This is a genomic window from Streptomyces sp. NPDC057617 (genome assembly GCF_042800555.1).
Lineage (GTDB): Bacteria > Actinomycetota > Actinomycetes > Streptomycetales > Streptomycetaceae > Streptomyces.
Map to the genome: position 1 here is coordinate 323,676 of NZ_JBHVGV010000001.1, position 22,872 is coordinate 346,547.

Below are 22,872 nucleotides of genomic sequence, written 5' to 3' on the forward strand. Positions count from 1 at the left end.
GGGGGGGAAAAACGGGGTAGTGGGGGGGGGGGGGTGGGGGGGGGTGGGGGGGGGGGGGGGGGGAGGGGGGGGGGGGGGGGGGGTCTTGGTCCCTTCCCCCCCTTCCGCTCACCGGCCGTATCGGCGGACCGCCGGGTCAGACACCGTACGGGCGCGGCACCGCCGGGACGGCGCTGCCGCGGCCGTGCAGCACCAGCGCGCGGGCCAGGAAGCCCAGCGCCGCCGTGCAGACCAGGGTCCGTACGATATTGCTCGCCTCCCAGGTGCCCTTGAACTTCTCCACGATCGAGAAGTCCGTGATCTTGGCCGGGTCACCGGCGGCGGCCAGGTCGTTGTTGAGCGGGATGTTGACGCTGAAGGTGATCATCAGGGCCACGAAGTAGAGCACGGCCGCGGCGCCGATCCACAGCGCCGCACCCCGCCGACCCTGGCGGTGCTCCAGGAACGCGGCGACCGCGGCGGCCAGCAGCGCGCCGATGAAGACCATGCCGAAGAGCCCGTTGCCGTCGATCAGGGCGTTGAAGTTCTGCATCGCCTCGACGTACGTGCGGTCGTCCGTCTGGGCCAGGCCCGGCATGACGGAGATGTCGTACGCGAAGAAGAGACCCGCCATGAGCCCCATGGTGATGGTGGCGATCATCAGCAGCGGCCCGACCGCTTTGCTCCGGCGTACGGGCGCCGCGGCCGGGGCCTGCGGCGGGTGGGCGGCGTAGGGGTTGGGGGTTCCGGTCGGGTTGTAGCTCATGGGATGTCCTTGTCTGGTGGGCGGAGCCGTCCGATGAGAGGTGATCCGGCGGCCGCCACGGTGTCGTCGTCGACGCCGCCGCCGACGTGTGACACGGCGATGGGTCTGTCCGCTGATCTCAGAGTGTCCACGCGGCCTTTGGTCCGGTTCCCTGGCCAATCCTCATGATCTGCGTCATGAGACCAGTCAAGTCCAGTGCGGTGAGACGGTACATAGCCACGAAGCTCAGGTCCATGTCTGTGCGTCCAGGCCGGGGTCGGCCCGGCGGAAAGATCATGGCAGGGCGGGCGGCGGCCTGCCAGACCCGCCCAGCCGTTCTCGACCCGGGCTCCAGATATCCCTGGAAAAGGGAAACCTCTTCCTAGGAAACGGAAACCGGGACAGGTACGGGCGCCGGACGGACGCCAGGGACCCGGCGCGCGCCCGCGCCGACGCCCAGGTTCTGGTGGATCTCCATGGTGGCCGTGGAGCGGTTCAGGGTGATGTAGTGCAGTCCGGGCGCGCCTTCCGCCAGCAGCCGTTCGGCCATGACCGTGGCGTACTCGACGCCGATACGGTGCCCCTCCCCCGGCAGGTCGCGGACCGCTTCGAGCCGCCGCGCCAGGTCCTCGGGGAAGCGGGCGTCGCTGAGTTCGGCGAAGCGGCGGATCTGGCGGAAGTCCGTGGCCGGCATGATCTCCGGGATGATCGGGGTGGTGCAGCCGGCCGCCTCGATCCGGTCGCGGAGCCGGAGATAGTCCTCGACGTGGAAGAACATCTGGGTGATGGCGTAGTCGGCGCCCGCCCGGCACTTGGCCACGAAGTGGCGGATGTCGCTCTCCCAGTCCGCCGAGCGCGGATGGCGCTCCGGGAAGGCCGCCACACCGACCGTGAAGTCGCCCAACTCCCGGATGAGCGACACCAGTTCACTGGCCTGGGCGAAGCCCTCCGGGTGCCGTACCCACTCGCCGCGCGGGTCGCCCGGCGGGTCACCGCGCAGGGCCAGTACGTCCCGGATGCCGGCGTCCGCGTACTGGCCGATGATGTGGCGCAGTTCGGCCACCGAGTGGCCGACCGCGGTGAGATGGGCGACCGGGCGCAGGGTGGTCTCGGCGGCGATGCGCTTGGTGACCTCGATCGTACGGTCGCGCGAGGAGCCCCCGGCGCCGTAGGTGACCGAGACGAAGGACGGCGCGAGCGCCTCGATACGGCGGATCGCGTTCCAGAGCGTGCGCTCGCCGGCCGCGGTCTTCGGCGGGAAGAACTCGAAGGAGTACGAGCGCCCTCCGTCGGCCGGCAGGGGGCGCGGGCCTGTCCGTGGGTGCCGCGGACGTTCCGGGTTCTGTGCCGCCATGGCGGGGGTCCTTCCTGGTCGCTCGGTGTGGGGGTGAGTACGGTCCGCACACAGTAGCCGCGATGGGCCGCGCCCATCCGGGCATGCCCACGGACTGATCACGGGGTACGGCCGGGCCCCGTGAACGGCCTTATCGGGCAGGGCAGTTCGGGCTCAGCCCAGGAGGGAACCCGCGCGGGCGGGTGCCCGGAGGTCAGATGCCGGTGGTGGTGCCCCGGCCGCGCAGCAGGCACTCCTCCAGGAAGGCCACCGCCCGGAGATGGTACGTACGGGCCGCGCGGCCGATGCTGATGTTGTGCCCGGCGGCGGGCAGCCGCTCCACCGTCACGAGGGGCGCGGCGGTCAGCCGGCCGGTCATGGAGGCGAGCGCCGCGTCGTCCAGTTCCCACCACAGCTCGTGCTCGGCGAAGGTAAGCCGGACGGGGCTGGTGATCCGGTCGGCCAGCTTCGGGTACTGGATGGGCCACACCGCCGTCTGGATCTCCTCCCGCCGCGGCACCGGCCGCAGCAGGGCGCGGCTGGCCCGGAACGTACCGGGCGCGTACAGGTTCAGCGGGCCCCAGTTGAGCCGGGAGGCGCCGCCGCCGAGGGTGTCGGGGAAGTGCCGGGCCTCCGGGGCGTACCGCCAGCCGCAGCCGTTGATGTCGAGGCCGATCAGCGCGCTGCCCGCGTCCTGGGCCGCCATGTGCAGGGTGACCTTGCCGCCGTCGGAGTGGGCGACCACGAAGAAGCCGGCGCCGGTCGGGTGGTGCAGGGCGAAGTCGGCGAGCGCGGCGTGCAGGGTGGTCGCCTGCTCGCCGAGCGGCTGGCCCTCCGGGATCTGCCGCGCCGACGCGCCGTAGCCGGGGCGGTCGAGGGAGAGCACGGAAAAGCCCAGGCGCGCGCCGAGCGCCAGCAGTGAGTCGGCCGGGTCGGTCAGCCCGTTGAAGTACTCGGCGCACATGCCCCGGCCGTGGATGGCGACGATCACGGCACGGGGTGCGGCACCCTCGGGTTCGGCGAGCAGGCCCGACACCTCGATGCCGTCGGCATCGAGGGTGACGGCACGGACGGCGGGCACCGCCGACAGGACGTCAGCGGGGGCGGCGGATCCATCGGGGACGGCGGGTGCGGCGGGTGCGGTCATGGCGGGCGGTTCTCCCGGGGAGCGGGTGCAGGAGCGGTACGGGAACGGGGGTGGCCGGGGCGTACAAGCGGTAAAGGCCTACGGGGAAAGCGGTCAGGCCTTGCGGGCCGGGACCGAGCGGGTCCTGGCGCCGTCCAGCTCCTCCAGCCAGGCACTCGCGTTCGCGGTACGCAGCAGTGAGGTGCCGACCAGCAGTCCGCCGAAGCCCGCGTCGAGCAGCCGCGCCGCGTCGGCCGGGCTGTCGATGGCGCTGGCGCTGACCGGGCACGGCGTACCGGCCGCCTGGAGTGCCGGCAGCAGGGCGAGGCTGCGGTCGAGATTGCCCCGGTCGGTCTCCTTGGTCTTGATGTCCTTGTTGTTGACGGCGATCACACAGGCCTCGGTGTGCGGCAGGCCGTCGAGTTCGGCCTCCTCGGTCACCTCGATGAACGGGGTGAGTCCGGCCGCGAGGGCGGCGGTGATCAGGGTGCGCATACTGGACCTGGGCAGCAGCGCGGCCGTGAGCAGTACGGCCGAGGCGCCCAGTTCCACAGCGGTCCTGAGCTGGTCCCTGCGGGTGATGAAGTCCTTCTGGAGCAGCGGCAGATCGGTGAGCGCGGCGACATCGCGCAGCAGCGCGGGGGTGCCGCCGAACCACCGTCCCGTGACCACGGAGATGCACGGGGCGCCCGCCGCCTCGTACGACTCGACGATCGCGGCCGGGGTGCGCCCGCCGAGGAGGTCGTAGCCGTGTGCGTCGCGCCGTTTGACCTCCATGACCAGGGGGCGTTCGGCGGCGAGCAGGGCTTCCAGGAAGCGGGCGGTCATAAGGACTCCTCAAGGGACGGGGCGGTCCGCCAGGCGCGGGCCAGGGCGGTGACGGCGGGCGCCGAGAAGCGTCCGCCGCCGTCACGGGCGGCGGTGTCGACATCGATGCCGCGGAACCCCGGGTGGGCGGCGACGCCGTCGTAGTCGGCACGGCTGTCCGGGGTGATGCCGCCCGCGAGCAGGAACGGCCGGCTGAGCCTGGGCAGCAGCGCCAGTACGTCCGGCTCCGCCAGCCGCTGTCCCGTACTGCCGATCCGGCCGTCCTCGGTGGCGGCGTCGAGCAGGAACAGATCGGTGCCCGCCCGTTCGTACGCGCCGATCAGCGGGCGTTCCAGGCAGCTTCCGCCGCGCAGATGAAGGACCTTGACCAGGACCGCGTCCGGCAGGGCGGCGCGCAGTGCCGCGACGACGGGGGGCGGCTGGTACGCGTGCAGTTGCAGCCAGCGCAGACCGGTACGGCGGGCCAGGCCGGCGAGGGCTTCGGGGTCGGCGAGGAAGGTGACGAGGACCGGTTCGAGCCGGCCGGTGGCGCGGGCCGCCGCGACGAGTCCGGTGAGGCGTTCCTCGGACAGCTCGGCGTGGCCGCCCGGTACGCCGTGCCATACGCCCACACAGTCCGCTCCGGCGGCGGCGAGCGTGGCGATGTCTTCGGGGGAGGTGGCTCCGCAGACCTTCAGAACCCGGCGGGTCTCGGGTGCGGCCGAGTGTCCCGCCGGGAGCCTGGAGCCGGGCTCCGGACTCATTTGCCCAGACCCAGCATCGAGGCGATGCGGTTGTACTGGATTTCCGTGGTGCCGGAGTAGATCGTGCCGGCCACGGCGTTGCGCACGTCCTTCTCCAGGCCGTACTCGGTCATATAGCCGTGCCCGCCGAAGATCTGCACGGCGATCAGACTGGTCTCCACATTGGCCTCGCTCGTCACCAGCTTGGCGATGGCCAGATCCACGGTGACGTTCTCGCCGGCCGCGAGCCGTTCACCCGTGTCGTACAGCCACTTCCTTGCCGTCTCCAGCCTGATCTTCGTATCGACGATCTTGTTGGCGACGGACTGGTACGAGCCGATCGGCTTGCCGAAGGAACGGCGGGTCTTCGCGTAGTCGAGGCAGCGGTCGAGCCGGTGCTGCATCTCCCCGACGTTGACGATGAAGGAGAACAGGATCTCCCGCTTCATCACATGGTCGAGCACGATGAACCCTCCGCCGACCCGGCCGAGCACCTGGGTCCTGGGGATACGGCACTCGTCGAAGAACAGCTCGCTGAGCGGCGAGGTCCGCAGTCCCATCTTCTTGGTGGGTTTGCCGATCGTGAGCCCCGGGGTGTCCCGGTCCACGAGGAACGCGGTGACCCCGAGCGGACCGCCGTCCGGATGCGTACGCGCGTAGACGACGAACACATCGGCGACGGGGCCGTTGCTGACGAAGATCTTCGAGCCGTCCAGGACGAACTGGTCGCCGTCCCGTACCGCCCGGGTGGTCATCGCCATGGCGTCCGAGCCACCCTCGGCCTCGGTGATGGCATGAGCGCCGATCATCTCTCCCGAGCAGATCCGGGTGAGATACCGCTCCTTCTGTTCGTCCGTACCGAACTTCTCCACCGGTACGCCCGTACTGGCCATGGTGGTGGTGACCGAGAAGCTCAGCCCCGAGTCACGGCAGTGCTCGCCCAGCCCTTCGAGCAGATACATGGTGGTGAGCAGGGACTGGCCGAGGCCGCCCCAGCGCTCGTCGAAGGGCAGTTGGAGGATGCCGGTCTCCCGGATCAGTTTCCACTTGTCCCAGGAGAACGTGGCCTGTTCGTCCTGTTCTATGTGGCCGGCGCTGAGCGCCTCACCCCACCGGGCCAGACCTTCTCGCAGTTCGGCCTGGTCGGCGTTCCAGCGGATCACGGCGAGCCTTTCCGTTACGGAGTTACGGACGATCAGTGGCGGGCGGTCGAGCGGACTGCGGACGGATCAGGAGCGGTCAGTAGGCGGAGGAGACGTGCTCGTCGAGCTGGTGCACCTCGTCGCCGCGGAGCGCCGGGGAGAACACGCAGATCAGACGCAGGTCCTCGTGCGGGCTGGCGACGAGGTAGTGGGCGTCGTGCTCGTCGAGCGAGTAGAGAACGCCGGGCGTGATCGGGTGCGAGGTGCCGTCCAGCTCGATCACCTCGCCCGAGCCCTCGATGCAGTAGCAGGATTCGATGTGATTGCGGTACTCCAGACGGGACTTGGTGCCCGCGCGCACGATAGTGTCGGTGATGCTGTAGTCGAGGCCGTCGGCGGCCACGATGAAGCGACGGCTCAGGCCATTGCCCCACTCGACCGTCTTCACGTTCTCCAGTTCGCGGATGAACATGATCAACTCCCAGTTCTCTCGGGTGTGATGGAACGGTTGGGCGATACGGACCTGACAAAGGTGCGGAAGCCGTCTACGACGTCGCCCCCTCGGTCGAGCGACTGCTCGATCCGGGCGACACCTGCGGAGCCGATGATTACGGCATCGGCTCCGCAGGCTCCGACGGTCTCCACGTCCTGCCTGGTCCTGACCCCGAAGCCGATGGCTATCGGGGACGTCGTGTGCGCCCGGAGCGCGGTGACCGTACCCGCCAGGGCGGCGTGGCCGGCGGCCGGAGCGGTGCCGCTGCGTCCGTAGTGGGCGACGAGATAGAGGTACGCGGTGGCCTCGGCGGCGGCCTCGGCCATGGTCCCGGGGTTGCTCTGCTGGTAGCAGGTGGTGACGACGGGCACCCCCGCGGCGCGGGCCGCCGTGTAGTGGGCGGTGCGCAGCCGGGGCGGCAGCGCGTGGACGAGCAGCCCGTCGGCGCCCGAGTCCGCGATGGCGCGGAGGGTCTTCCCGGGCTCGCGGTTCTTGAGGGAGTGGCTCCAGTCGGCGAGCAGCGCGATCCGCAGCCGCCGCAGCTTCGGCCGTACCTCGGCGATGAAGGCGAGCACCTCGTCGAGCCCGACACCGAGGGCGAGCGCGCGGGCGGCCGAGCGGCGGATCACGGGCCCGTCGGTGACCGAGTCCGGGAAGGGCACGGCCAGTTCGAGGCAGTCGACGCCTTCCTCGTCGAGCATCAGGACCAGATCGGCGAGGACGTCGAGGGGCGGGTCCCCGGCGTTGAGGAACAGGGCAAGGCCCGGTCCTTCGCCGGGGGTGGTCCTGGGGAAGAAGTCAGCCATGGGTCGCCGTCCCGGTCCTGGTGGCGGTGCGGGGCGCCGCCGCCCGTATCCGCTCCGCGAGATCGCGGGCGGCTCCGCTCCGTACCGCTTCCTCCGTGACGGCGAGGGCCTTGGTCCAGTCGGGGGTGTGGCCGCTCGCGACCGACAGGGCCGCGGCGTTGAGGCAGACCGTACGGGTGGCCACCTCGCCAGCGGTGCCGTCGAGCACGGACAGGAAGTGGGCGGGCGCCGACGCGGGGTCGGTCACGGGCTGGAGGTCCTCGAAACCGCCGTCTCCCCGCACCAGTTGGCCCGCGGGGAAGCGCAGTTCACGGCCGTCGTTGGTGTGGATGGTGTTGTCGGCGAAGCCGAGCAGCTCATCGGCGCCACGGTCGTTGGTGGTCAGCCACAGGGTGCGGCCGGTCACGGTGGTGGCGAGGGCGCGCAGTTCGGCCAGTGGGGCGATCGCCGAGACCCCGGTGATCTGCGCCGTGACGGGCAGGTCCGCGAGGAACGGCCCGAGGGCGTTGAGGAAGCGGCCGAAGGGCTTCATGCTGGTCGGCGCGATGGTCCTGGCCAGCCGGGTGAGCTGGACGGGGTAGACGAACGGTCCGGCGAAGGCGATGCCGTACCGGTCGAGCGTCTCTGCGGTCTGGTCGTACGAGGAGGTCAGCCGGACACCGAGCCGTTCCAGCAGGTCGACGGAGCCGAGCGAGCTGGTGTACGCGCGCGAGCCGGTCTTGACGACCCGCACCCCGGCCGCGGCGGCGACGAACGCCGACGCGGTGGAGATGTTGAAGGTCCTGGGTCCGCCGCCGGTGCCCACCACATTGACCGTGCCCGCCCAGCGGCCCGCCTCTTCGGCGGGCCGCCGTTCGGCGAGCGAGTCCAGCAGCGCGCGCAGCGTCTCGTGGCCGGGCAGCCCGGTGGTCAGGGAGACCAGCAGGGCGAGGGCCTGCGCTCTGTCGAGGCCGCCGTCGCCGAGCTGGTCCCAGAACGACCGCCAGGTCTCGCGCCCGACCGGGGCGCGCCGCTCCAGCAGGCCGATGAGTGCCTCATGCACCGTTAACTACCTGCCACCTCTGGACGGCGCGCACCGGCGATGAACGCGTCGATCGCCGCGACGCTGCGGAAATTGTTGGGGTCGAGGTCGGCGTCGCCGATGGCCACCTCGAAGCGGTCCTCGACCCAGGCGATCAGCTTCAGCACACCGAGGCTGTCGATGACCCCGTCCGAGAGCAGATCGTGGTCGTCAGCCAGCTCCTGGGCGGTGACGTCCGGCAGGAACTCCTCGATGACGAACTGCTTGATGGTGCCGACGTGGCTCATGACGTCCTTCCTTTTGCTGTTGACAACTCGTGGAGACGGTCGAGCGCCTTGCGGTCGACCTTTCCGGTGGCGGTCTTCGGCAGCGGCTCCGCGACGATGTGAAGCTTGGCCGGGACGGCCGCCCTGGGCAGGCTCCTCGCACAGTGCTGACGGAGTGTCAGGGTGGTCAGTCCGCTGCCGGGGGCGCTCTGGACGGCGGCGACGAGCCGGCGGCCCTCGATCGGGTCGGGTACGGCGGCCACGCCCGCTTCGAGTACGGCGGGGTGGTCGAGGAGGACCCGCTCGACCTCGGCGGTGTTCACGGCGACCCCGCGGACCTTGACCTGGTGGTCGCTGCGCCCGGTGAGATGGAGCCGGCCCGCGGCGTCACGACGTACCAGATCGCCGGTACGGAACCAGCGCCGGTCGTCGAGTCCCAGCGGATGGCCGGTGAACTTGTCGGCGTGGCGGGTCCGGTCGAGATACCCGGCCGCCTGGAAGGGCGTGGACACGTACAGCTCGCCGGAGCCGGGGCCCTGGACGGCCTCGCCGTGCTCGTCGAGGATCAGTGCCTCGACTCCGGGCAGCGGGACGCCGATCGGTACGGGCGGGGCGTCGGCGGCGCCGGTGTCGACCTCGTGGATGAAGCTGTCGTTGGTCTCGGTGCAGCCGTAGATGTTGTGGATCCGGGCCTTGGGGAACAGCTCGGGGAGCGCGGCGAAGGTGCGGTCGGGGATGACGTCGCCGCTGAACATCACATGCTCGACGCCGGGCAGGGTCGCGCCGCGCCGCTGGGCCGCGTCGAGGAGCAGCCCGTAGAACATCGGTACGGCCTGGACCACCTGGACGTCATGGCGTTCGAGGAGGTCGAGCAGATGGCCGCCGCGGGCGGCGAGGCCGGGGTCGACCAGGACGACCCGGCCGCCGTGCGCCAGTGTCGTCCAGACATCGAGCAGGCAGAGGTCGAAGTTGAGCGGCGCGTAGTTGAGCACGGTGCTGCCGGGGCCGATGGAGAAGGCGGGTCCGGCCCAGGCGACGAACCGGTTCACGGCCTCGCGGCCCAGCGGGACGATCTTGGGCAGGCTGGTGGAGCCGGAGGTGGTGAGCATGAACGACACCTCGGCGGCCTCGCGGGGCGCCAGCGGCTGCGGGGTGACCTCGGGGTTGGGCACCACGCCCGGGTCGGTCGCCTCGGGGGTGATCACCCGGCGGCAACCCGCCTGCGCGAAGAGATCCGCGAGCAGGGCGGGCGCGAGCGCGGGCGAGGGCAGCAGGAAGGGGCGGCGGGCCAGCAGGCAGGCCAGGACGAGGGCGATGGCGATGGGCGACTTGGTGGCCAGGACGCCGACGGGCTCGCCGGGGGCCAGGCCGAGCCGGGCCAGCCGGTCGCGCTGGCGGCCGGCCTCCTCGTACAGCTCGCGGTAGCTGATCTCCTCGCCGTTCCACAACAGGGCTGTGGCATCGGGCCGTTCACGGACCTGGGAGAGGAATCCACCCACCAGGCCGAGTCCGTCAGTCGTCATCACCGGCTCCGTCTCTGTCCGCGTTCCGGGTCTGGGTGCCTGCTTCCGTGCCTTCCGTGCCTTCCGTGCTTGCTGTGCTTGCTGTGCTTGTTTTCGTGTCCTCCGTGGCTGCTTCTTCGGCGAGTTCGAGTTCGACCCAGCCGCTCTTGACGGCCGGTCCTGCCGGGGTACGGCAGGTGAAGCGGACCACGCGGCCCGACGCGTCGGGCTGGAGTTCGACGCGGAGCGGTTCACCGGGCGCGACGGGCGCGGAGAAGCGGCCGCCGATCCCCCGGACCCGGGAGGCGTCCCCGTCGGCGTACCGGTCGGTGATCTCCTCGACGGCCAGGGCCACCACGCTCATGCCGTGGGCGATGACGGAGTCGAAGCCCGCGGCGCGGGCCGCTTCCTCGTCGAGGTGGATCGGGTTCTCGTCGCCGGAGGCATGGGCGTACCGGCGGATCCACTCGGCGGTCGGCTCATGGACGGTGGTGGCGGGCTCGCCGGAGCCGGAGGGCGCGGGGGCCGCGGCGCCGGCGGCGATGTCCCCGAAGGGTTCGAGGGCGGTGGCGCCCACCAGCAGGGCGCTGGTGACCAGTTCGGCGAAGGGCTCGGCGTCCTCGCGCGCGTCCCCGCCGGCCGCGCCGTCGCCGGTCAGCCGGGAGCGCAGCGCGACCCGGGTACCGCGCGCCTCGCGTCGCGCACCGAGAACTTCGAGCCGTACGGTGACCGTCTCACCGGGCTGTACGAGCCGGTGGCAGCGGATGTCCTGGGAGAGGTGGACCACCGACACGGGTCCCGGCTCGTCCGCGGTCAGCGCCTCCACGGTCCGCTCGGCCACCGTGTGGGCGAGGACGAACGCGTGGACGGGCGAGGCCAGTTCGTCCTTGGCGACGGGCAGCTCGGCGCGGACCGCGGACCGGTAGGCGGCGATCTCCTCGGCGGTGACGGTACGGACCGCGGCCGGCGGGTTGAGGGCGGAGGTGGTCATACCGGCGCCACCACCAGGCTGGAGTTGTGGCCGCCGAAACCGAAGGAGTTGGACAGCGCGGGACCGGATGCCACGGCGCGCGGGGCGCCGTGGACCACATCGATTTCCATGCCTGGCTCCAGCCGTTCGTGGTTGGCGGTGGGTGGGACCTCGCGCTCGCGCATCGCCTGCACCGTGGCGATGAGTTCGACGGCGCCCGCGGCCCCGATGAGATGGCCGATGACGCTCTTGTTCGCGGTGACCGGGGGCCCGTCGGGGCCGAACACCTTGGCCAGCGCGGTCGCTTCGGCACGGTCGTTGTGCTGGGTGGAGGTGCCGTGCGCGTTGATGTGGACGATGTCGGAGGGCGTCAGACCGGCGTCGGCGATGGCTCCGGCCATGGCGCCGATGGCGGCGCCGCCGTCCGGCAGCGGCATCGAGAGGTGGTACGCGTCGGCCGTCGAGGCGTAGCCCGCGACGGTCGCGTACGTCTGCGCGCCGCGCGCCCGCGCGTCGTCGAGGCGTTCCAGGACGACGAATCCGGCGCCCTCCCCCATCACGAAGCCGTCACGGTCGGCGTCGAACGGCCGGGAGGCGTGCTCCGGGTCGTCGTTGCGCAGCGATACGGCGTTGAGGTTGCCGAACCCGGCGAGGGTGACGGGTGTCAGGGTCGACTCGCAGCCGCCGGCCAGGACCACATCGGCCCGGTAGGTCTGGAGCAGCATCAGCCCGTGGCCGATGGCGTCGGCGCCGCTGGCGCAGGTGGTGGCGATGGTCAGGGCGGGGCCCTGCCAGCCGAGCCGCATCGCGATCTGGGCCGCCGCCGCGTTGGGCATCGTCATCAGCGGCATCAGCGGATTGACCCGGTGCGGTCCCGACTCGGTGAAGTTACGGGACTCCGCGTCGCTGGTGGCCCGGCCGCCCACGGCGTTGCCGACGACGATCGCGGTACGGTCCGGGTCGGCGTCGGGCGCGCCCGCGTCGCGGTGGGCGGCGAGGGCGGCCGTCGTACCGTACAGCGCGAACGGGTCCATCCTGCGGGCGTCCTTGGCGGGGACGAGCCCGGCCTCGTCGAGCCCGCGGACCCGGCAGCCGATCCGTACCCGGTGGCGCTCCAGATCGAGATGGGTGAGGGTGGCGGCCGTGGACCGGCCGGCGCGCAGCGCGGACCACAGGTCGCCGGGGGTGCAGCCGGCCGGTGTGACGACGCCCATGCCGGTGATCGCGACAGGCGCCTTGAGCTGTGCGTGCCTCGGTGAGGTTGACATCTCTGATCCCGAATCCCGTACGGACGGCGGAGGGCGGACAGCGGCCGGCCGGCGCCGGCGCGCGAGGGTGAGCGTGGGTGCGGGCAGGCCCGGGCCGGCGGCCGGCGCGAGGGCCGGCCGGGCCCGGTGGGTTCCCCGTGGTTCAGGCCGGGATCAGACCGCACTGGTGGGCGGCCTTGAGGAAGGCCTCCGCGGCGAAGTCGACGTCCGCCTTGGTGTGCCGGGCGGTGATGGCGATCCGCAGCCGCGCCAGGTCGTTGGGGACGGCCGGGGTGACCACCGGCAGTCCGATGACACCGGCCGCGCGGCAGGCGGTGGCGTAGTCGTACGCCGCGTCGTCGGAGCCCGCGATGACCGGGACGACCGCGGTCTCGCTGTCGCCGGTGCGCATACCGCCGTCGTTGAGCATCTTGCGGAACCGCGCGGACTCGGTCTGGATGTGGCTGACCCGCTCGGGCTCGCGCTCCAGGATGCGCAGCGACTCCAGTGCGGCGGCGGCCTGGGCCGGGCCGAGGGCGGCGGAGAAGAGGAACGGGCGCGCCGCGTACTTGAGATGGCCGATCAGCTCGCTCGGTCCCGCCACCCAGCCGCCCATGGAGGGGATGGCCTTGGAGAGGGTGCCCAGCTTGACGTCGACCTTCGCGGTGTAGTCGAAGTGCTCCTCGATGCCCTTGCCGGTGGCGCCGATGACACCGAGGGCATGGGCCTCGTCGACCATCAGCAGCGCGTTGTGCGCGTCGCAGACGGCGCGCAGCTCGGGCAGCGGGGCGATGTCGCCGTCCATCGAGTAGACGCTGTCGACGATGACGAGGCGGACGCCCTCAGGGCTCGCCGCGGCCAGTCGGCGGTCGAGGTGCTCGACGTCGTTGTGCCGGAAGCGGGTGACGGTGGCGCCGCTGAGGCGGCAGCCGTCGACGATGCTGGCGTGGTCGTACTTGTCGATGAAGACGGTGTCACCGCCGCCGACCAGACCGCCGACCGTACCGACGTTGGCGGCGTAGCCGGAACCGAAGACCATGGCCTCCTGGCGGCCGGCGAACCGGGCGACCTCCGCCTCCAGTTCCTCGTGCAGCGGGATGGAGCCGGCCAGCGCCCGCACCCCGTGGTTGCCGGTGCCGTACAGGTCGAGCGCGGCCTTGGCCGCCGCGACCACCCGCTCGTCGCCCGCCAGCCCGAGGTAGCTGTAGCCGGACATCATCAGGAGCCGCTCGCCGTCGAGGTCGGCGTACGCCGAGTCGCGCTCGACCGTGTACGTCACGAAGCTGTTGCGGCGGGCCGGCTCCCACTCGAGGGACTGCACACGACGGCGCGTCGCGTCCAGTTTCGGCGCGAGACGTTCCCATCCTCCGGACGTGTTCACGTGCGTCTCCTCATCCACGTTTCGGACAATTACCGGAGTCCGCTCAACCCTGGACTCAAAGTGCGACGCAATTCAACGACAGCCGCGCAAGCCGCGCGCAACACGACCGTGAAATGGGGAAATCGGACGGCGCAACAAGAACGCGACACGATCCAGGAAGCGGAATCCATCTCTCCGACCAATTCCCGGGGAATGTTCCCCGGCCATGGTTGACACGGGGAGAAGGCCGATTGGTATCGTCCAAATCTTGTGCAGGGGGCACGCACCGCTTGTCCCGATATCCTTCACAAGGACCATCGTGACGGGCCCCCTGGCGAGATTCCGACGCCGGTGGCAACCGCCGCCGGCGGAAACGGCAGACAAGCCGACCGCACCGGGGAGTACAGCTTGCTCATCAGACTTGCTGGTCTCGTCACGATCGAACCCGAAGGGGTTCCTCCGCAGCACCTGTCCAGCGCTCAGGCTCAAGTCGCGTTCGCCCGGCTCATTCTGGAACGGTCCGGGGGCACCAGCCGCGACCAACTGGCGGACACCGTCTGGCCCGACGGCCTGCCCGACACCTGGGCCTCGGCCCTGCGCAGCGTCGTCAGCCGGGTCCGTACGTTCGTCACGTTCCCCCGGCAGCAGCCCGGTGTCACCCCGCTCGTCGCCCAGGGCGGCCGCTATCTGCTGCGGCTTCCCGACGACGCGGCGGTGGACATCGAGTGCGCCGAGGCGGCGCTGGGCGAGGCGGCCGAGGCGTACGCGGCCGGTTCCTACGCCGTCGCACAGCAGCTCGCGTCCGGCGCCGTGTCAAATCTACGCGGGTCATTCCTGCCGGCCCATGAGGGCGAGTGGGTCAACAGCGTCCGGGAGAGGCTCGATGAGCTGCGCCTTTCCGCGCTGGAGACCGCGAGCCTGGCCTCGTCCGCGCTCGGCGACGAGCATCACGCGCTGCGCTACGCCGAAGAGGCCGTACGCCGCGCTCCGTTCCGGGAGAGCGCGTACCGCTGCCGGATGGCCGCGCACCGTACGGCGGGCAACCGGGCCGAGGCGCTGCGCACGTATCAGCAGCTCAGGGAGGTTCTCGCGGAGGAGCTGGGGATAGACCCGGCGCCGGAGAGCCAGGCCGCGTATCTGGAGCTGCTGCGCTCGCCCGATCCGCTGCGGGCGCCGGAGCCGAGGGCGGTCACCCGGCTCGATCCGCTGCTGATGGGCATGTTCGAGGCGCCGAGCCCGAGGCCCGCGGCGCCGCGGCCGTGCACGCTGACGGCGGACGGCTGTCTTACCCACCCGGTGCGTCCGGCGCGGTCCGCGCCGACGCGGCGTGTGGCGTAACCGACAGCGGGGGAACATACGCGGGCGGCCCGGCAGTTGCCGGGCCGCCTCTTTTTTCGCCGGCCGGTCGGGGCTCGAAGTCCGTCCGAGGGGCCGGGGCATGCCGGACGGCCGGGGCGCGAGGAGCACACCGGCCGTACGGATGTGTGACGGGTCTCGTACCGGCGTGGCCGTGGGGCCAGCCGAGTGCCGGGAGGGGCACTAGGTGATCGAGACCCCGCTGTCGATACTGATGACCTGGCCGGTCATGCAGTCCTGGTCCAGGAAGAGCGAGGCGCTGCGGGCCACTTCCTCGACCGTGACGAAGCGAGGGATGGGGGCCTTGTCCTCCATGCCCTCGATGACCCGGCCCGGCAGGTCCTTCGTCATCCCCGTGATCATGAAGCCCGGCGAGAGGGCGTTCACGGTCACCCCGCGGCGGCCGCACTCGGCGGCCAGGGTGCGGGTGAAGCCGATGAGACCGGCCTTGGACGCGGAGTACGCCGTCTGGCCCGCTGTCGCGATCAGGCCGGAGGGCGACACCACGTTGATGATCCGTCCCCACCGCTGGCGGAGCATGTACGGCACGGCCACCCGGGCGGTGTGGAACGAACCGACCAGGTTGGTCTGGATCACCTGTGCCCAGTCGGCCGGTGACTGCATCGCCATGAGCGCGTCCTTGCGGATCGCGCCGTTGTTGACGAGGACGTCGACCGGGCCGAGTTCATCGCTGATCCGGGCGTACATGGCGTTGACGGCGTCCCAGTCGCCGACGTCGCCGGTGACCACGACCGAGTCGTTGCCGAGCTTCTCCTGGACGGCGCGGGCCTGTGTCTCGGAGCTGTTGTAGTGCACCGCGACCCGGCAGCCGAGCGCGTCCAGCTCCAGGGCCAGGGCCTGGCCGAGCCCGCCGGAGGCCCCGGTGACCAGGGCCACCGGCTTCTCGGGGCGGCTGCCCTGCGGCTTGTTGCCGCTCATTTCCTCACCCCGCCCCACTCCATCAGGATCGAACCCCAGGTCATGCCCGCCCCGAAGCCCGCGAGCAGCACCTTGTCACCGTTCTTGATCCGGCCCTCGTCGAGCGCCTCGGTGAGGGCGATCGGCACGGACGCGGACGCGGTGTTGCCGTACCGCTCCAGATTGGTGATCAGTGCTTCCTGCCGCAGACCGGTGTGGCTGAGGATCGAGTTGATGATCCGGATATTGGCCTGGTGCGGGATGACATGGTCGATGTCGGCCGCGTCGACCTTGGCGCTCTCCAGGGTCTCCCGGACCGTACGGACCGTGTAACGCACGGCGTTGAGATAGATCTCATTGCCGTTGATCTTGGCGTAGTGCAGGCCCTGACGGACCGTCTCCTCGGTGGTCGGCATCCTGCTGCCGCCCGCCAGCACCTTGAGACTGCCGGTGCAGGAGCCGTCCGCGCCGAGGTTCCACGCCTTGACCCGGTTCTCGGGCCCGGGCTGGAGGACCACCGCGCCGGCGCCGTCGCCGACGAGGATGGACAGGTCCCGGTCGGCGGGGTTGGCCGTCAGGGTGTGGGTGTCGGAGCCGATCAGCAGGATCGGCCGGGGGTCGATGGCGATCAGCGCCATCGCCGACACCAGCGCGTAGATGAAGCCCGCGCACTCGGAGTTGACGTCGTGCGCGCCGCCCGCGATCCCCAGATCGTGGTGGACGAACGCGGACGTCGCCGGCGAAGGCTGCTCCGGCGTGGCGGTGGCGACGATGAGATGGGCGATGTCGCCACCGGTCAGCCCGGCCTTCTCCAGGGCGCGCCGGCCGGCCTCGACAGCCAGTGAGGCGGTCGTCTGGCCCGGTCCCACGGCCCGGCGCTCCCGGATGCCGCACCGGCTGACGATCCAGTTCTCGTCGACGCCGAAACGCTCCGCCAACTCCACGCTCGTGACCTTGCGCTCGGGTACGGCCATGCCCCACCCGGTGATGTCGAAGCCGTTCACAGGCGCGCTCGCTACGCCTGCGCCGGCTGCGGGACGAGCGCGAGGATCCGCTCGTACACGTGGCGCAGCGTGGTGGTGTCGTCGAGGTCGGCGAAGAGCGACTCGTCGGCGGGGATGTCCGGGTACTGGTTCTGGAACCCGTACAGCCACTCCATCAGGTCCAGCGAGTCCACGTCGGCGATGTGCTGGAGCGGTGCATCGGGGCTGACCTCCTGGGCGCCCGACACGGCCTCGAGCTGGCTCGCCAGTTCTTCGATGGTGGGCAGCGTCATGAGCTTCGGTCCTCTCTCGCGGTGCATCCGGTTTCGAGAGGCATGGAAGCGCGGGCCGCGCAATCCGGGCGCAACACCGCCGACTCATGGACGTCTTGCACATCTGTTGCGAGCAACGCGGTTTGCTCGTGGCCGATTCAACGGTCGGAACGAGCGGCGCAGCGACGAGAACGACAGGAAAGAGGTCGAGGATGACAACGGTCGCCCCCAGATCCGTGGACCCCGAGGTCGACGCGGTCAGGCACCACTACGAGGTGAGCAACGATTTCTACCGGCTCCTGCTGGGTCCGACCATGATGTACTCCGGCGGCTACTGGGAGCAGGGCGAGGACCTCGTCGGAACACTGGACGAGGCGCAGGAGCGCAAGCTCGACACCTTCGCCGAGCTGGCCGGGGCCGCGGGCACCCGCCGTGTGCTGGACATCGGCTGCGGCTGGGGCACGATGCTCAACCGCCTCACCACCGTGCACGGTGTGGAGCAGGCCGTCGGTCTCACGCTGAGCCGCACCCAGGAGGCGTTCATCGCCGGCCTGGACAACCCGCGCATCACCACGCGGGTGGAGAGCTGGGCGGACCACGACACGGACGACAAGTACGACGCGGCGTTCTGCATCAACGCGCTGGAGCACTTCGTCTCCTCCAACCTGCCGCCGCGCGAGCGCACCAAGCGCTACCGCTTCTTCTTCAACCAGGTGGCCAAGGCCCTCAACCCGGGTGCGAAGTTCGTTCTGCACACGATGACAGCCGAGGCGCAGCCGATGAACCGCGAGCTGCTCGCGGACCTGAAGTTCCTGCAGCGCTCGGAGTTCGAGGGGATGCACATCCCCCACCTCCACGAGCTGACCGCCGCCGCCGAGGGCGTCTTCCACGTCGTGGAGATCGTCAACGAGCGGGAGTCCTTCGCCATGGCGTGCCGCGCCTGGCTGGAGCGGCTCGCCGCGGACCGTGAGACGGCCGTCGCCCTGGAGGGTGAGGAGGTCGTGGCCCGCTTCGAGCGCTACCTCGACATCTTCGCCTACACCCTCGAAGACAAGTTCTTCAACAACTTCCGCGTCACCATCGAGCGCAGGGGCTGAGGAGGCCACCGTGACGAGCATTCTCGAACCCGCCCACGGGGGCGGCGTGAGCAACGGGACGGAGGAGCCGGCCGGCCGGGGCCCCACCCGTCATCTGCGGGTCGCGGTCATCGGTACCGGCTTCTCCGGCCTGGGGACGGCCATCCGGCTGCTCCAGAAGGGAATCGACGACTTCCTGGTCTTCGAACGGGCCGACGAGGTGGGCGGCACCTGGCGCGACAACGACTACCCGGGGTGCGCCTGTGACGTCCAGGCCCATCTCTACTCCTTCTCGTTCGCCCGCAACCCGGAGTGGAAGAGCACCTTCGCCAAGCGCGACGAGGTGTTCGAGTATCTGCGGAAGTGCGCCGACCGCTTCGGGGTACGCCCGCACATCCGCTTCAACCACGAGCTGATCGCGGCCCGCTGGGACGAGAACACCCGGTGCTGGCACATCGAGACCTCGGGCGGCGAGTACACCGCGCAGGTCCTGGTCGCGGGCGCCGGCTACCTCAGTGAGCCGTCCATCCCCGACATGCCGGGGCTCGCGGACTTCGAGGGCAAGGTCTTCCACTCGGCGCGCTGGGACCACGACCACGATCTGACGGGCCGCCGGGTCGCCGTGATCGGTACGGGCGCCTCGGCCATCCAGTTCGTGCCGAAGATCCAGCCCGAGGTCGGGCAGCTCGACCTGTACCAGCGCACGCCTCCGTGGGTGGGCCCCAAGAACGACAAGGTCAACAGCAAGTTCCACTCGTCGATGCTGCGCAGCTTCCCGGGCTACCAGAAGTTCCGGCGCAACTTCAACATGTGGGGCCGTGAGGTCCTCGCCTTCGCCTTCGCCCGGCCCAAGGTCGCCGAGAAGGTCCAGAAGATGGCCTCCGACCATCTCAAGAAGAGCGTCCAGGACCCGGCGCTGCGGGAACGGCTCACGCCCGACTACGTGGTGGCGTGCAAGCGGCTGCTGTTCTCGAACACCTGGTACCCGGCGATCCAGCAGCCGAACGTGGACATCGTCAGCGACTCCATCGACCATGTCCGGGCCAAGTCCATCGTCACCAAGGACGGCCAGGAGCGCGAGGTCGACACCATCATCATGGGCACCGGCTTCATGGCCACGGACCGTCCGATCGCACGGCGGATCTGGGGCAAGGGCGGCGTGCAGCTCCGGGAGGCCTGGAGCGAGGGGATGTCCGCGCACCGCGGCACGACCATCGCCGGGTTCCCGAACCTGTTCATGATGCTCGGCCCCAACACGACGCTGGGCCACTCCTCCCAGACCGTGATGATCGAGTCCCAGATCGCCTACGTCATGGACGCGCTCAAGCAGATGGACAAGCGCGGTCTGTCCAGCGTCGAGGTGCGGCCCGAGGCGCAGCAGGCGTACAACGCCACGCTCGACAAGCGGCAGGCCCGCGCGGTCTGGAGCGCCGGCGGCTGCAAGAGCTGGTACCTGGACAGCGCCGGGCGCAACCCGTCGATCTGGCCCACGTACACCTGGCGGTTCCGCAACGGCACCAAGCACTTCGACCTGGGCGAGTACCAGCTCGCCACCACCGTGGGCGCCGGTCGTCCCGCGGTCAACCACGCCTGACGAACGGGAGAAACGACCAGATGAGCACCAACACCCCTTCCCGGCGCAGAGTCCTGGGCGGTATGGCCGCCACGGCCGCGACCGTCGTGGGCTGGAACGCGGCCACGCAGACCTGGGCCACCGCCGCCGAGGCGGGCCGCAACCACGGTGGCGGCTGGTGGGGCGATGTGGCGCCCGTACCGCCGCTGGACGGCTCGCTGAAGACCTCGGCTGCCGACCTTGTGCAGTTCAGCAAGGACTTCGGCGCCCTGGTGTCGAACATCACGCCCTGGGCCGTCCTGGTGCCGGGCTCGGTCAACGACATCGTCAAGATGGTCAACTACGCCCGGGCCAACAACCTGAAGATCGCCGCGAACGGGCGCAGCGGCACCGGTGACGACCTGGAGTCGCACTCCAACTACGGCCAGGCGGCCGTCCCGGGCGGTATCTCGATCGACTCCCGCGGTCTGGGCAAGGTCATCAGCGTCGGTACGAACTCCGCCGTGGTCGAGGCGGGTGTCACCTGGGCGCAGCTCACCGACGCGGCCGCGGCCAAGGGCAAGATGCCCCCGGCCATGCCCGACTACATGCACCTGTCGATCGGCGGCACGATCAGCGTCGGCGGCATCGGCGGCACGGTCGGCAAGTACGGTCTGGCGGTCGACACCATCGAGTCGATCGACATCGTCACGGGCGCGGGGCAGCTGCTCACCGCCTCCCCCAGTGTCCGCCCCGACCTGTTCAACGCCGCGCTGGCCGGCGGCGGCCAGGTGGGCATCATCGTCCGCGTCACGGTGAAGATCGTCCCCGCCAAGGAGCGGATCGTCGTCATCAACCTGGTCTACAACGACGTCGCGACCTACCTCGCCGACGCCGAGAAGGTCATGGCGGGCGGCAAGTTCGAGGTCCAGGCCGGTGAACTCGCCAGGAAGCCCGACGACTCGGGCTGGCGTTACCGGATGGAGCTGGGCGTTCCCTACACCGGCACCGCCCCGGCCGCGGACCCGCTGATCGCCGGGCTGCGGGACGTCCGTTCCGAGGCCACCGTCGACGACATGTCCTTCCGGGACTACATCTTCCGGTTCGACGCGTACGTCGAGGACTACAAGGCGGGCGGCTACTGGGAGCAGCCCAAGCCGTGGCTGAGCCTGTTCCTGCCGGCCGCCAAGGTCAAGCAGTTCCTCCAGATCGCCGAGGCCGACCTGACGGCGAACGACCTGGGAGTCGGCTTCGTGCTGACGTACCCGTACCGCACGTCGAAGCTCAAGCGCCCGATGGCGGTCCAGCCGAACGACTCGATCGGCTACCTCTTCGACCTGCTGCGCTTCCCGCACCCGGGTGAGCCGAACATCGCGGGGATGCTGGAGCAGAACCGTCGGCTGTACGACAAGGCCGTGGCCCTGGGCGCCAAGCGCTATCTGGTCGGCGCCATCCCGCGGATGACCACCGCGGACTGGAAGAAGCACTTCGGCAGCCGCTACACGGACCTGTACAACGCCAAGCGGCGCTACGACCCGGCCGGCATCCTGACCCCCGGTCAGGGCTTCTTCGGCTGATCCGGTGTGCCGGGCCGGCCGTCGGGCCGGACCGGCACAGCGGTCACGGAAGCGGGGCCCTGCCATGGGCCCCGCTCCTTCGATCCCATCCGCCGTCCCACACAGGGAGACTGGCATGAACGGCTACGACATCATCGACGAGGCGGTGGTCGACGCCCCCGCGGACGTCGTCTGGGACGCGCTCGTCGCCGAGTTCCGCGGTGCCGCCCGCTGGTGGGTCCCGGCCAACACCTTCGAGACGGTCTCCGGCGCGCCCGACGAGATCGGTGGCCGGGTCGCCGTGACCGTCCACACGAAAGGCGTCGGCAACGGGGGCCCCAAGCTCCGCTTCACCGCCCGTACGCAGTCCGTCCTCCCGGGCCGCAGGATGACCGTCGAGTATGTCGACGGCGTCTTCCGCGGTCCGGCCGACTTCATTCTGGAGCCGCTGGAGGAGGGCCGCCGCACGCGTATCACCATGCACTTCCGGGGCCGTCCGCACGGCAAGCTGAAGCTGCTGGCGAAGGTCGCCGACATCGGCGCCGAGCACTCCAAGGCGACCCAGGCGGCGTTCGCGGCGCTCAACGCGCAGCTCGCCTCCGCTCCGGTGGGAGGCGCGCGATGAGCCCCGCCACGACGGCGGCGGACCAGCACGCCCGTACCTACGAGACGACCGTACGGACCGACGACGGCGCCGCGCTCGCGGTCTCCGTCCTCGCGCCGCTGCAGGCCGGTCCCGGCAGCGGTACGACGGTGGTGCTGGCCCACGGCTGGGCGGCGGCCCGCCGGGTCTGGGGTACGGTCACCGACCGGCTGATCCGCTCCGGCCACCGGGTGGTGCTGTACGACCAGCGCGGGCACGGCGCGTCGGGCCTGGGCAAGGAGCCCATCGCCATCCGGCGGTTCGGCGCGGACCTGGCGGCCGTGCTGGGCGAGACCGGGTCGCGGGACGCGGTACTGGTCGGGCACTCGGGCGGCGGTTTCGCCGCGATGGCGTACGCCACGGCCGACCCGGCCGCCGCGCGCCGGCTCCGCGGTCTGGTGCTGCTGGGCACGGCCGCGCACGACCAGGAGACGCCCGACAGCGAGGTGCGGATGATGGGCAGCGCGCTGTTCTCGCGCGCCCTGCGGCGCCCGGCGCTCGGCCGCCGGCTGCTGGCGCAGACGATGGGCAAGGGCGTCGACCCGTACCTTCTGGAAGTCAACCGGCAGATGTTCGCGGCGGCTTCGCCGCAGGTGCGCTCGGACTGCTTCGCCTCGTCGCGCGGGATGGACCTGCGCGCGGGGCTGGCGGCGGTGGAGGTGCCCGCGGTGGTGCTGGCGGGCGAGAACGACCGGGTCGTCAAGCCGGAGCTGGGCAGCGCGGTGGCGAAGGCGCTGCCGGACGCCCGGTTCGAACGGCTCCCCGGGGCCGGCCACATGCTCCCGCTGGAGCGGCCGGACGAGATCGTACGGGCGGTCACGGGGCTGGTCGCCCGGTCGCGCGCCTAGGAACGCGCGCCGTGATCGAGGAGATTCTGCCGCCGGGGGTCCGAGCTGCTGAAAAGCTCGAAGACCCTCCACCCCCCCCTCCGTTTTCCCGAGAAAACAAACTTATTGGGGGGGGCCAGGGAAGGAGG

The 22,872-nt window shown here is 70.8% G+C and carries 23 protein-coding genes; 6 read left to right on the top strand and 17 right to left on the bottom strand.

Features of this window, described 5'->3' with window-relative positions; all coding sequences use genetic code 11:
* Window positions 1-136: 136 nt before the first annotated feature.
* From ACFU9P_RS01410 to ACFU9P_RS01475, 14 genes are all read right to left on the bottom strand, one after another.
* Window positions 137-745 (bottom strand): DUF1772 domain-containing protein, encoded by a 609-nt coding sequence (locus ACFU9P_RS01410; RefSeq protein WP_384077000.1) that lies wholly within the window; start codon window positions 743-745, stop codon window positions 137-139.
* A gap of 361 nt (window positions 746-1,106) precedes the next feature.
* Entirely contained in the window at window positions 1,107-2,078 is a 972-nt protein-coding gene (gene metF, locus ACFU9P_RS01415) for a methylenetetrahydrofolate reductase [NAD(P)H] (protein ID WP_384077003.1), read from the bottom strand.
* A 193-nt stretch (window positions 2,079-2,271) separates the two neighbouring features.
* On the bottom strand, window positions 2,272-3,204 hold the full coding sequence (locus ACFU9P_RS01420) for an alpha/beta hydrolase (protein ID WP_384077006.1): 933 nt from the start codon (window positions 3,202-3,204) through the stop codon (window positions 2,272-2,274).
* Between the two features lie 93 nt (window positions 3,205-3,297).
* Window positions 3,298-4,011 (bottom strand): indole-3-glycerol-phosphate synthase, encoded by a 714-nt coding sequence (locus ACFU9P_RS01425; RefSeq protein WP_376385834.1) that lies wholly within the window; start codon window positions 4,009-4,011, stop codon window positions 3,298-3,300.
* A complete protein-coding gene (locus ACFU9P_RS01430) occupies window positions 4,008-4,754 on the bottom strand; it encodes an N-(5'-phosphoribosyl)anthranilate isomerase (protein WP_384077009.1) in 747 nt (248 codons plus the stop codon). Before ACFU9P_RS01430 ends, ACFU9P_RS01425 begins: the two co-directional genes overlap by 4 nt.
* Window positions 4,751-5,896, bottom strand: a complete 1,146-nt coding sequence (locus ACFU9P_RS01435; RefSeq protein WP_376385830.1) for an acyl-CoA dehydrogenase family protein — start codon at window positions 5,894-5,896, stop codon at window positions 4,751-4,753. Before ACFU9P_RS01435 ends, ACFU9P_RS01430 begins: the two co-directional genes overlap by 4 nt.
* Before the next feature lie 76 nt (window positions 5,897-5,972).
* Window positions 5,973-6,347, bottom strand: coding sequence for an ectoine synthase (locus ACFU9P_RS01440; RefSeq protein ID WP_046502405.1), 375 nt, complete (start codon window positions 6,345-6,347; stop codon window positions 5,973-5,975).
* A 2-nt stretch (window positions 6,348-6,349) separates the two neighbouring features.
* The gene (trpA, locus tag ACFU9P_RS01445; RefSeq protein WP_384077013.1) at window positions 6,350-7,174 is read right to left on the bottom strand and encodes a tryptophan synthase subunit alpha; all 825 of its coding nucleotides are present in this window, start codon (window positions 7,172-7,174) and stop codon (window positions 6,350-6,352) included.
* Window positions 7,167-8,216, bottom strand: a complete 1,050-nt coding sequence (locus tag ACFU9P_RS01450) for a hypothetical protein (RefSeq protein WP_384077015.1) — start codon at window positions 8,214-8,216, stop codon at window positions 7,167-7,169. The genes trpA and ACFU9P_RS01450 overlap by 8 nt, the downstream gene beginning before the upstream one ends.
* Before the next feature lie 2 nt (window positions 8,217-8,218).
* Window positions 8,219-8,482, bottom strand: a complete 264-nt coding sequence (locus ACFU9P_RS01455; protein ID WP_046502413.1) for an acyl carrier protein — start codon at window positions 8,480-8,482, stop codon at window positions 8,219-8,221.
* Window positions 8,479-9,984, bottom strand: a complete 1,506-nt coding sequence (locus ACFU9P_RS01460; protein WP_376385823.1) for an AMP-binding protein — start codon at window positions 9,982-9,984, stop codon at window positions 8,479-8,481. The genes ACFU9P_RS01455 and ACFU9P_RS01460 overlap by 4 nt, the downstream gene beginning before the upstream one ends.
* Window positions 9,974-10,954 (bottom strand): MaoC/PaaZ C-terminal domain-containing protein, encoded by a 981-nt coding sequence (locus tag ACFU9P_RS01465; RefSeq protein WP_384077018.1) that lies wholly within the window; start codon window positions 10,952-10,954, stop codon window positions 9,974-9,976. Before ACFU9P_RS01465 ends, ACFU9P_RS01460 begins: the two co-directional genes overlap by 11 nt.
* Window positions 10,951-12,201 carry a beta-ketoacyl-[acyl-carrier-protein] synthase family protein gene (locus ACFU9P_RS01470; RefSeq protein ID WP_376385820.1) on the bottom strand — a complete coding sequence of 417 codons (1,251 nt, stop codon included), beginning with the start codon at window positions 12,199-12,201 and terminating at the stop codon, window positions 10,951-10,953. Before ACFU9P_RS01470 ends, ACFU9P_RS01465 begins: the two co-directional genes overlap by 4 nt.
* 142 nt (window positions 12,202-12,343) lie before the next feature.
* Window positions 12,344-13,561: an aminotransferase class I/II-fold pyridoxal phosphate-dependent enzyme gene (locus tag ACFU9P_RS01475; RefSeq protein ID WP_376385818.1), complete on the bottom strand. Its 1,218-nt coding sequence runs from the start codon at window positions 13,559-13,561 to the stop codon at window positions 12,344-12,346.
* 387 nt (window positions 13,562-13,948) lie between these two features.
* Between ACFU9P_RS01475 and ACFU9P_RS01480 the strand changes: the two genes are divergently transcribed.
* Window positions 13,949-14,878, top strand: coding sequence for a BTAD domain-containing putative transcriptional regulator (locus tag ACFU9P_RS01480; RefSeq protein ID WP_384077021.1), 930 nt, complete (start codon window positions 13,949-13,951; stop codon window positions 14,876-14,878).
* 201 nt (window positions 14,879-15,079) lie between these two features.
* Here ACFU9P_RS01480 and ACFU9P_RS01485 read toward each other — a convergent pair whose 3' ends face one another.
* From ACFU9P_RS01485 to ACFU9P_RS01495, 3 genes are read right to left on the bottom strand one after another with little or no spacing between them, the layout of a single operon-like run.
* The gene (locus tag ACFU9P_RS01485; RefSeq protein WP_384077024.1) at window positions 15,080-15,835 is read right to left on the bottom strand and encodes a 3-oxoacyl-ACP reductase family protein; all 756 of its coding nucleotides are present in this window, start codon (window positions 15,833-15,835) and stop codon (window positions 15,080-15,082) included.
* Entirely contained in the window at window positions 15,832-16,818 is a 987-nt protein-coding gene (locus tag ACFU9P_RS01490; RefSeq protein WP_052744505.1) for a 3-oxoacyl-ACP synthase III family protein, read from the bottom strand. Before ACFU9P_RS01490 ends, ACFU9P_RS01485 begins: the two co-directional genes overlap by 4 nt.
* Window positions 16,819-16,829: 11 nt before the next feature.
* Window positions 16,830-17,090, bottom strand: a complete 261-nt coding sequence (locus tag ACFU9P_RS01495; protein WP_046502425.1) for a hypothetical protein — start codon at window positions 17,088-17,090, stop codon at window positions 16,830-16,832.
* 191 nt (window positions 17,091-17,281) lie between these two features.
* Between ACFU9P_RS01495 and ACFU9P_RS01500 the strand changes: the two genes are divergently transcribed.
* From ACFU9P_RS01500 to ACFU9P_RS01520, 5 genes are all read left to right on the top strand, one after another.
* Window positions 17,282-18,166, top strand: a complete 885-nt coding sequence (locus tag ACFU9P_RS01500) for a class I SAM-dependent methyltransferase (protein ID WP_376385815.1) — start codon at window positions 17,282-17,284, stop codon at window positions 18,164-18,166.
* Window positions 18,167-18,176: 10 nt separating this feature from the next.
* A complete protein-coding gene (locus tag ACFU9P_RS01505; RefSeq protein WP_376385814.1) occupies window positions 18,177-19,739 on the top strand; it encodes a flavin-containing monooxygenase in 1,563 nt (520 codons plus the stop codon).
* 20 nt (window positions 19,740-19,759) lie between these two features.
* Window positions 19,760-21,274, top strand: coding sequence for an FAD-binding protein (locus ACFU9P_RS01510; protein ID WP_376385813.1), 1,515 nt, complete (start codon window positions 19,760-19,762; stop codon window positions 21,272-21,274).
* 115 nt (window positions 21,275-21,389) lie between these two features.
* Window positions 21,390-21,878, top strand: coding sequence for an SRPBCC family protein (locus tag ACFU9P_RS01515; RefSeq protein WP_384077031.1), 489 nt, complete (start codon window positions 21,390-21,392; stop codon window positions 21,876-21,878).
* Entirely contained in the window at window positions 21,875-22,744 is an 870-nt protein-coding gene (locus ACFU9P_RS01520) for an alpha/beta fold hydrolase (protein WP_384077034.1), read from the top strand. Before ACFU9P_RS01515 ends, ACFU9P_RS01520 begins: the two co-directional genes overlap by 4 nt.
* The last annotated feature ends 128 nt before the right edge of the window (window positions 22,745-22,872 follow it).

Bases quoted from the DNA above. Each gene is read 5' to 3' on its own strand.
- ACFU9P_RS01410 (WP_384077000.1), bottom strand. From the start codon at position 745: ATGAGCTACAACCCGACCGGAACCCCCAACCCCTACGCCGCCCACCCG.
- metF (WP_384077003.1), bottom strand. From the start codon at position 2,078: ATGGCGGCACAGAACCCGGAACGTCCGCGGCACCCACGGACAGGCCCG.
- ACFU9P_RS01420 (WP_384077006.1), bottom strand. From the start codon at position 3,204: ATGACCGCACCCGCCGCACCCGCCGTCCCCGATGGATCCGCCGCCCCC.
- ACFU9P_RS01425 (WP_376385834.1), bottom strand. From the start codon at position 4,011: ATGACCGCCCGCTTCCTGGAAGCCCTGCTCGCCGCCGAACGCCCCCTG.
- ACFU9P_RS01430 (WP_384077009.1), bottom strand. From the start codon at position 4,754: ATGAGTCCGGAGCCCGGCTCCAGGCTCCCGGCGGGACACTCGGCCGCA.
- ACFU9P_RS01440 (WP_046502405.1), bottom strand. From the start codon at position 6,347: ATGTTCATCCGCGAACTGGAGAACGTGAAGACGGTCGAGTGGGGCAAT.
- trpA (WP_384077013.1), bottom strand. From the start codon at position 7,174: ATGGCTGACTTCTTCCCCAGGACCACCCCCGGCGAAGGACCGGGCCTT.
- ACFU9P_RS01455 (WP_046502413.1), bottom strand. From the start codon at position 8,482: ATGAGCCACGTCGGCACCATCAAGCAGTTCGTCATCGAGGAGTTCCTG.
- ACFU9P_RS01460 (WP_376385823.1), bottom strand. From the start codon at position 9,984: ATGACGACTGACGGACTCGGCCTGGTGGGTGGATTCCTCTCCCAGGTC.
- ACFU9P_RS01465 (WP_384077018.1), bottom strand. From the start codon at position 10,954: ATGACCACCTCCGCCCTCAACCCGCCGGCCGCGGTCCGTACCGTCACC.
- ACFU9P_RS01470 (WP_376385820.1), bottom strand. From the start codon at position 12,201: ATGTCAACCTCACCGAGGCACGCACAGCTCAAGGCGCCTGTCGCGATC.
- ACFU9P_RS01485 (WP_384077024.1), bottom strand. From the start codon at position 15,835: ATGAGCGGCAACAAGCCGCAGGGCAGCCGCCCCGAGAAGCCGGTGGCC.
- ACFU9P_RS01495 (WP_046502425.1), bottom strand. From the start codon at position 17,090: ATGACGCTGCCCACCATCGAAGAACTGGCGAGCCAGCTCGAGGCCGTG.
- ACFU9P_RS01500 (WP_376385815.1), top strand. From the start codon at position 17,282: ATGACAACGGTCGCCCCCAGATCCGTGGACCCCGAGGTCGACGCGGTC.
- ACFU9P_RS01510 (WP_376385813.1), top strand. From the start codon at position 19,760: ATGAGCACCAACACCCCTTCCCGGCGCAGAGTCCTGGGCGGTATGGCC.
- ACFU9P_RS01515 (WP_384077031.1), top strand. From the start codon at position 21,390: ATGAACGGCTACGACATCATCGACGAGGCGGTGGTCGACGCCCCCGCG.
- ACFU9P_RS01520 (WP_384077034.1), top strand. From the start codon at position 21,875: ATGAGCCCCGCCACGACGGCGGCGGACCAGCACGCCCGTACCTACGAG.